Consider the following 6,718-nt stretch of genomic DNA (forward strand, 5'->3'; position numbering starts at 1 on the left):
CCAGACTCTGACACATCTGCGCTGGATCGACACCTTCGTCCAGACACTTGGCCATTCACAGATGGACCATGCTGGAGATCTTATCCTCATCGCCCTGCCCCAGCAGCTGGAGGACGAATCTCACCCTCTGCTCATCCTCAAGCCGCGAGAGTATGTCCCGCAGGGGCCCGGAAAGAGCATCCAGGGCCTGCTCAGGCTCCAGGTCCCGGATAAGCTGCATAGTCTGTCTTTTGAGTCCTTCCATATTTGCACCCATAACCGTATCCTTTGCTTTAAATTTCAAAAACGTTCAGACTCTTTGACCAACACTGAAGCTGGTTTTTCATAAATAGATGTAACTGCAAAAAGTCAAAAAAACAGGTTTCAGTCTTTCAAGTTGGCCTTGTAACTCTTTGATTTTTCTGCCTGCCCGGCACACAGGCGTGCTGAGTACCGTGATTCTCTGTCTTCAGGCATCTGTCTTTTAGCGCCTGCAAGAAAACTTTTTTACAGACGCATCATAAACAGGTCCGCTTCTGCAGAACCGCTTGGGCCAGCTGTTCCAGATCCTGCAAAAGATTAAGCACCTGCACATCACTCAGGCTGTAATAGACAAAAGGCCCCTGTCTCTCCACCTTGACCAGCAGCACCCTTCTCAGCTCCCGCAGATGATGAGACACCAGGGGCTGGGACAATCCCAGCTGTTCCACCAAAGCGCTCACTGATTTTCTTTCTTCGCCCAGATATCTGAGAATGCGCAGACGGTTGGCGTCACCCAGGGCCTTGGCCAGCTGGGCCGAGTTGTTCAGGGTGTCCTGTGCTTGGGCATTGTTTAAATGATCTGTCACTGTTCAGCCTCGTTGTCTTCGTCCATAAACATATAAACAGATGTTTATATAATGTCAATTATAAATATTTCACCTGGTTCAGGGTGCCTCATTTTGCACAGAGCTAAGGAGTTTCCATCCGGAAATTCTTTATTTCCGGATGCTGAAGCTATCGGTTTTCTTTCCGGAAACGAGGAGCTTTTTCTTTTGGCAAGGAAATCAAGCAATTATGAGGAGGCGTATCTTAATACGTTGACGAAGAATTGTGCAGATTGACGCAGCCAAAAGGAAAAAGAACCGTTTCCGGATGAAAACTAAGGAACGATAGGTGGTTCAGAGAGAAGAAAAGGTATTGCTGTTTCGCGAGTGGCTATATTTTCCCATAATTGACCGTAAATGAAAATATTTGAACGTAAAAAAACAACGCCCGGTGACAATTCAAAGATTTCTGACAATATACTCCAGGGACCGGGCTGCTCTGTGTCCGGAAGGGGTTCCAATGTCTTCTCCCTGGCTCAGCTCTCATTTGCTGCCCGCACCGTTCACCCTTAAAAACCATCCGGCTGGCTATGGGATATTTTTTTTTCGCTAAAAATGGTAGACTATTTTCTAAATTATCGGTAAATAAAATGTATAATCACTTAACTTCTGTATCGTCAAAATTTTTCCATCGCGGGCTGGTTAAGCTGACAATAAAATCAGTTGACCAGATACAACTCTTTACCTGAACTGCCTTCTCCTACCTCCCGTATTGTCCAGGTAACCGATAACAATACCAACTAACTTGATTGTAAGTACTCGAAACTATGGTTTGATCCTGACAAACAACCAACTTTTCAAGATGTGCTCAAGACCCTGGAGGCCTCATGCTGCAGTTTGTTGTGCACATGGACATTGAATCAAAAAATGCCGCACCTCGATTAAACAATAAACTGAAAGGGAGGAATACATGAACAACACTATTAATCGGCGCATTTTCCTGAAACAGGGCATTGCGGCCACAGGAGGTCTTCTCCTGGCAAAAGGCGCTGCCGGCACAAGCCATGCCTCCACCAGTCAGGCGGCGTTTCTCTACGACAGCGTCAAATGCATCAACTGCGGCGTGTGCGAACGTACCTGCGAACAGGTCAACGGGCTGCCCGAGGAGCACAATGTCATCAGAATGAGCCAGAAGGGGGCCCCGGACAATCCCATACACATTACCAGAAGGCATTCGTGCATGCTGTGCAAACGTCCCGCCTGCGTCCGGGCCTGTCCCACCGGTGCAACCTTCGTTGACGAATTCGGGCTGGCCAGCTTTGATGCAGATAAGTGTATGGCCTGCGGCTACTGCGTGGACGCCTGTCCCTTCAAGCATCCCGAGCTGTCCAGGTTCACCTATTTCAGCCTGCGCAACGTCTGGATCAACCGCTGCACCGCCTGCGGGGCCTGCGCTCAGGCCTGCCCGGAAAACGCACTTTTCTTCGGTTTCCGCCATGAGATCCTGGATCTGGCTGAAAAGAGGCTTGCTGAAATCAAAAACAAATACCCTTTGCCCAGGGCTCAGCTTTACGGTGAGGAAGACCTGAATCTCATCTGGATTCTGGCAGATGACCCCTATGTTTATGATCTGCCCGGCCCCACCGCTGCTGCAGTAGTTGATGATTCTTTGATGCTCTGGAAAGACATCCTCAGACCCGGGATCCTGTCCCTGTCCGGAGTGGCCATGGCCATTCTGGGCGTGGTATACTTTTTTGCCCGGCGCAACCATCAAAAAGAAATAAAGCGCCTCAAACAGGAAGGCAAACTTTAAAGGAGACTGACAATGGAGCAGAACAACAACGAAATAGTCTTGGAACGTTTTAATGCCAGACGAAGGCTGGTACACTGGATTCATGCCGCGGCCTTTTTCGTTCTTCTGGGCACAGGGCTTACTTATATCACCCCGGGACTGACCTTCCTGGCTGAAGGCGGAATCCCCGGCACCCTGCACAGGATTTTTGCCGTGGTATTTCTGGCGGTACCTCTGATTTACCTTGTAATCGATCCTAAAGGATTCAAAGAGTTCGTGCGCGATTCCCTGAATTTCGAAAAGAGCGACATCGGATTTCACCTGCGCATGCCCTTCTATATACTGGGCAAAACCCAGGGTATTCCGCCGCAGGGAAAACTCAACGCCGGGCATAAACTGCACCACATATTAATGGGCATTCTCTTTGTTACCCTGGGCGTATCCGGCCTGATCAAGTGGCTGGGAGTCGGCCATATGGGCCCCGCCATGCTGAACCTCATGGGTACCGTGCATATTATCTCCGTATTCGTCATCACTCTCATAACTCTGGGTCACGTTTACTTTACCGTGGTCTACTGGGCCCTGCCGTCCATGATTCACGGCAAGGTGACCGAGAGCTATGTCAAGCTGGAGCACCGAAAGTGGTGGGATGAGGAGCTGGCCCCGAAAGTTAAGGGGTCTTCAGGAAGCAGTCAGAGCGGATAAGGCAGAAATCATTCTGCTTTTTAGAAAATGCAAAGTCTTTCATCCCCGGGACTCCGGGGGATTAAAATATTTCTGAACGCCAAGGAGGACAACCCATGGTTAGCAAAAATTCCGGCATACAGGCGATGATCCTGGGACTTCTGCTGCTGAGCCTGGCCCTGTCCGGCTGCGAGAGCGGCGAGGCCAGCGCCCAGGCCAGATACGACCAGGATGGTTACTGGATAGTCCCCATCCTGCCGACAGGACCGCGAGTACTCAAGGAAGAGGCCCACCACATAGACACAGCCCCGGCTGTAACGGCTGAAATTACAGACGTGGACATCAAAAACGGCGGCGAAGTGGAAGTAACCTTTGTAGTTCCAGGCTATGAAAAGGACCATGTGCACATAGAACTGACCATAGCCAAATGGATTGAAGAGAAAAACACCTGGATGAACATGCTGCAGCGCACCAGGGAACGCGGCCCGCAGGATGACCCCATATACGGGGACGGGGCCAAGGTTATCCGGGGCGGCAACCTGCGCCTGCAGGACGATGATGCCCTCACCGGCGGAGAAGAAGTGTACGGCGGCATGCGCTTTACCACCAGGCTCAAGGCCGGTCCCGGGGACTACGGCAATGTCAGCGGAAAACTCCAGCCCATCGACTTCAGCCAGGGAGTGCTGTGGAGACGCATCGGGGAAGATGATCCAACTACCTACGGTGACCCCCATGACTCTGAATACCACGATTATGTAAAAGGATTCATAGAAGAAATCAGTCAATACGGTGCCTGGGAGGAAGGGACCTACCGCGTGGGCGTGACCGAGAGAGACAGGGGTCAGGACTATTATCTACGCTTCAATGCGGTGGCCGACTTCAGGTATGACGGTCAGGGCAATGCAGAAATACTGTCCCATGAAGAACGCAGGCACACCGCCGGCGAGGCCATGGCCGAAGGCACATGCTTCACCTGTCACAGCGATGACCTGCGCTTTCCCAGCAACAAGGTGCACGGCGAACAGCGACATGACCCCACGGTCTGCGCCAACTGCCACAACGACTACACCTGGGATTCCCGCAACGCTTATGCCGAGGTGAACGGCTGGCCAAGCCTGGACATGAACGTTCTAACCCACAGGATCCACGCCGGCATGGAGGGCTATGTTGCCGACGCATATGCCTACCAGCAGGTCAGGTTTCCTGACTGGACCTTCGGCAGAACCCCCAGACCCAGCGATGCTGTTCCTTATCCCAACAGTCCGGGAGTGGCCAACTGCACCTCATGCCATGCCCAGACAGGTGGAGGCGATTACGCCTGGCAGCGCGAAAACCCCGACCCGGACGGCTGTGCCACCTGTCACGGTAAAGGCGGGGGGGTCTTCTGGGAGGCTGAACCGGGTGATCCGGATTATGATTACATCCAGAGCACCTACGACTGCGGCTACAACTGCTCCAGCTGTCACGGCGAGGACAAGCCCATCAAGCATACAGCTGACTATTATCACGGCCTGAGCGAGCGGCTGGAAGAGCTGGCTGCGGCCCGCAGTTACGTAATGGAAGTGGTCCAGGTGGAAAATGCGGTGGCCGGGGAAAGACCCAGAGTCACGTGGCGGGTACACAAAGACGGTGAATACCAGAACCTTTTTTCCGGCCAGGACGGTACTTATCTGTTCCAGGGCGATCTTGCCGATTTTGATGATGACGCTGTACGCATCGGAATAGGCTGGGGCTATAACAGGTACTGGATCAACGACGGTATTCCTCCCCGCAATACAGGAGCCATGGGCGATCCAATGCACCAAGTGGCCCATGTGGACAATACCGAACCTGGAAGCGATGAAACCACTGCTGTAACCACTTTTGAGCAGCCTCTGCCTGAACAGGCCCGAAGCGGTAGAGAAGGGTTTGTGGTCCTGGAGATGGGACCTGCCGAGATGAATCTGAACAGCCGTCTGGCAGGCATAAGTCTGGGTTCGGGAAGCAACACCATGGAACGCGATCCAGGTGCCAAGGTGGACACTGAAAACTGCCTGGGCTGCCACAACACCATAGGCCGCCACGGCACATACGGAGACCAGGACATCTCCACCTGCGCATCCTGCCACAACGCTGGCTCTTTAAGCCGGGACGCCAGTGCCAATCAGGGAACTGTTGATTTAATGTACATGGTTCACGCCATACACGGAACTGGAGAAAAAAGGGGCAGATTTGACCGCCGCCGGGACCATACAGTGGAGGGCCATTATGAAGGCGGTTATTCCTACGTCACCAACCCCGGTACCGTTCTGGACTGCCTGACCTGTCACAAGGATGATACCCACGATTATACACAGGGATACCTAAGCCGTATGGGTGTAATCGGTGACAAAATGAAGGAAAAGTACCTGGAAGGGGCAGGGGTGATCGCGCCCATGGCCTCAACCTGCTACTCATGCCATCAGGAGACTGAAGATGGTCTGGCCGACTGGCAGCTGCGTTTTCATCTCTACCACTCCGGCGGTGATATGTACGGCAACCACGGCCACAATTATTACCTGGAAAACCGCGAAAAGTGTCTGAACTGCCATAAATAGCAGAAATGCAGGCCATGTAAGAAGCGGCTCTAACACAGGGCCGCTTCTTTTACATCAGCCAGTCTTCTGTAAGACCGTTTAAACAGCCTGAGCCTTATGGTCCTCGTAGTTACCCTGCTCGCTGAAAAAACTCGAGATCAATTCCCAAATGAGCAGCACCCCTCCTTCTGCTGATCAGAACCTGGAGAAAAAGGCCAGGCCAAAGAGGAATAAAAAGCCAGACGGGCAGAAGGGCCGCAAGGGTATCAACCTGAAACCTGTGGACAATCAGGACATCGTTGAAAAGATTTCGCTGGATATCAATACGTTGCCCCAGGGCCGTTACCGAGATGGCGGACACGAGAAAAGACAGGTCTTTGATTTGAACATCTCGGCAGTTGTCACTGAGTATCAGGTCCAGGTACTTATCAATGGGTATGTGAAGGGCAAAAGCGCCATGATCATTTTCGAAAAATACAGCCGGTTGAAAAAGAATTTCAAAGGCCATAGTTTTTTGGCTCGCGGATATTATGTGAGCACCGTTGGTTTAGATGAAGCGAAGATCCGCAAATATATCCAGAACCAGGATCACAGAGAGATGCTTGAGGATCGATACGACTCGGACATGAGTAATCCCTTTTAGAGAAGCCAGTAGCAATTGCAACGTCAATGTAAGTGATCATTCCGGGTTCAGCCTCCAACCAGTAACCCCTTAAGGGGTGCAAGTAACAATGCCCTTTAGGGCTAAGCAAGCCACCGGCTATGCCGGTGGTAAATACTGACTTCTTGAATACGAAAATAACCAGGAGGACAGATATGCCGTCAATTGAACAACATATGGAAATAAGCAGAAACCGCACTGGAAAAACATACAGGGAAGTGCATGAATGGATGAATCAGCC

The 6,718-nt window shown here is 51.7% G+C and carries 5 protein-coding genes and 1 pseudogene; 4 read left to right on the forward strand and 2 right to left on the reverse strand.

The window, feature by feature from the left end:
• Nucleotides 1-58: 58 nt before the first annotated feature.
• Together QZP87_RS10900 and QZP87_RS10905 are read right to left on the reverse strand one after the other, a co-directional pair.
• A pseudogene (locus tag QZP87_RS10900) lies at nt 59-256 on the reverse strand (LULAXC family (seleno)protein); the annotation flags it as partial.
• A 241-nt stretch (nt 257-497) separates the two neighbouring features.
• A complete protein-coding gene (locus tag QZP87_RS10905; RefSeq protein WP_291322953.1) occupies nt 498-827 on the reverse strand; it encodes an ArsR/SmtB-type metalloregulator TsoR in 330 nt (109 codons plus the stop codon).
• A gap of 928 nt (nt 828-1,755) precedes the next feature.
• On the opposite strand from QZP87_RS10905, the gene QZP87_RS10910 reads away from it, so the two are divergent.
• The 4 genes from QZP87_RS10910 to QZP87_RS10925 all read left to right on the forward strand — a co-directional run bounded on the left by QZP87_RS10910 (nt 1,756) and on the right by QZP87_RS10925 (nt 6,459).
• Entirely contained in the window at nt 1,756-2,598 is an 843-nt protein-coding gene (locus QZP87_RS10910; RefSeq protein ID WP_291322954.1) for a 4Fe-4S binding protein, read from the forward strand.
• Nucleotides 2,599-2,610: 12 nt separating this feature from the next.
• On the forward strand, nt 2,611-3,282 hold the full coding sequence (locus QZP87_RS10915) for a cytochrome b/b6 domain-containing protein (RefSeq protein WP_291322955.1): 672 nt from the start codon (nt 2,611-2,613) through the stop codon (nt 3,280-3,282).
• 95 nt (nt 3,283-3,377) lie between these two features.
• The gene (locus QZP87_RS10920) at nt 3,378-5,837 is read left to right on the forward strand and encodes a hypothetical protein (RefSeq protein WP_291322956.1); all 2,460 of its coding nucleotides are present in this window, start codon (nt 3,378-3,380) and stop codon (nt 5,835-5,837) included.
• Between the two features lie 148 nt (nt 5,838-5,985).
• Entirely contained in the window at nt 5,986-6,459 is a 474-nt protein-coding gene (locus QZP87_RS10925) for a transposase (protein WP_291322957.1), read from the forward strand.
• Nucleotides 6,460-6,718 lie beyond the last annotated feature (259 nt).

It is taken from the genome of Desulfonatronospira sp., from assembly GCA_003563255.1.
In the GTDB taxonomy this organism is placed as follows: Bacteria; Desulfobacterota; Desulfovibrionia; order Desulfovibrionales; family Desulfonatronovibrionaceae; genus Desulfonatronospira.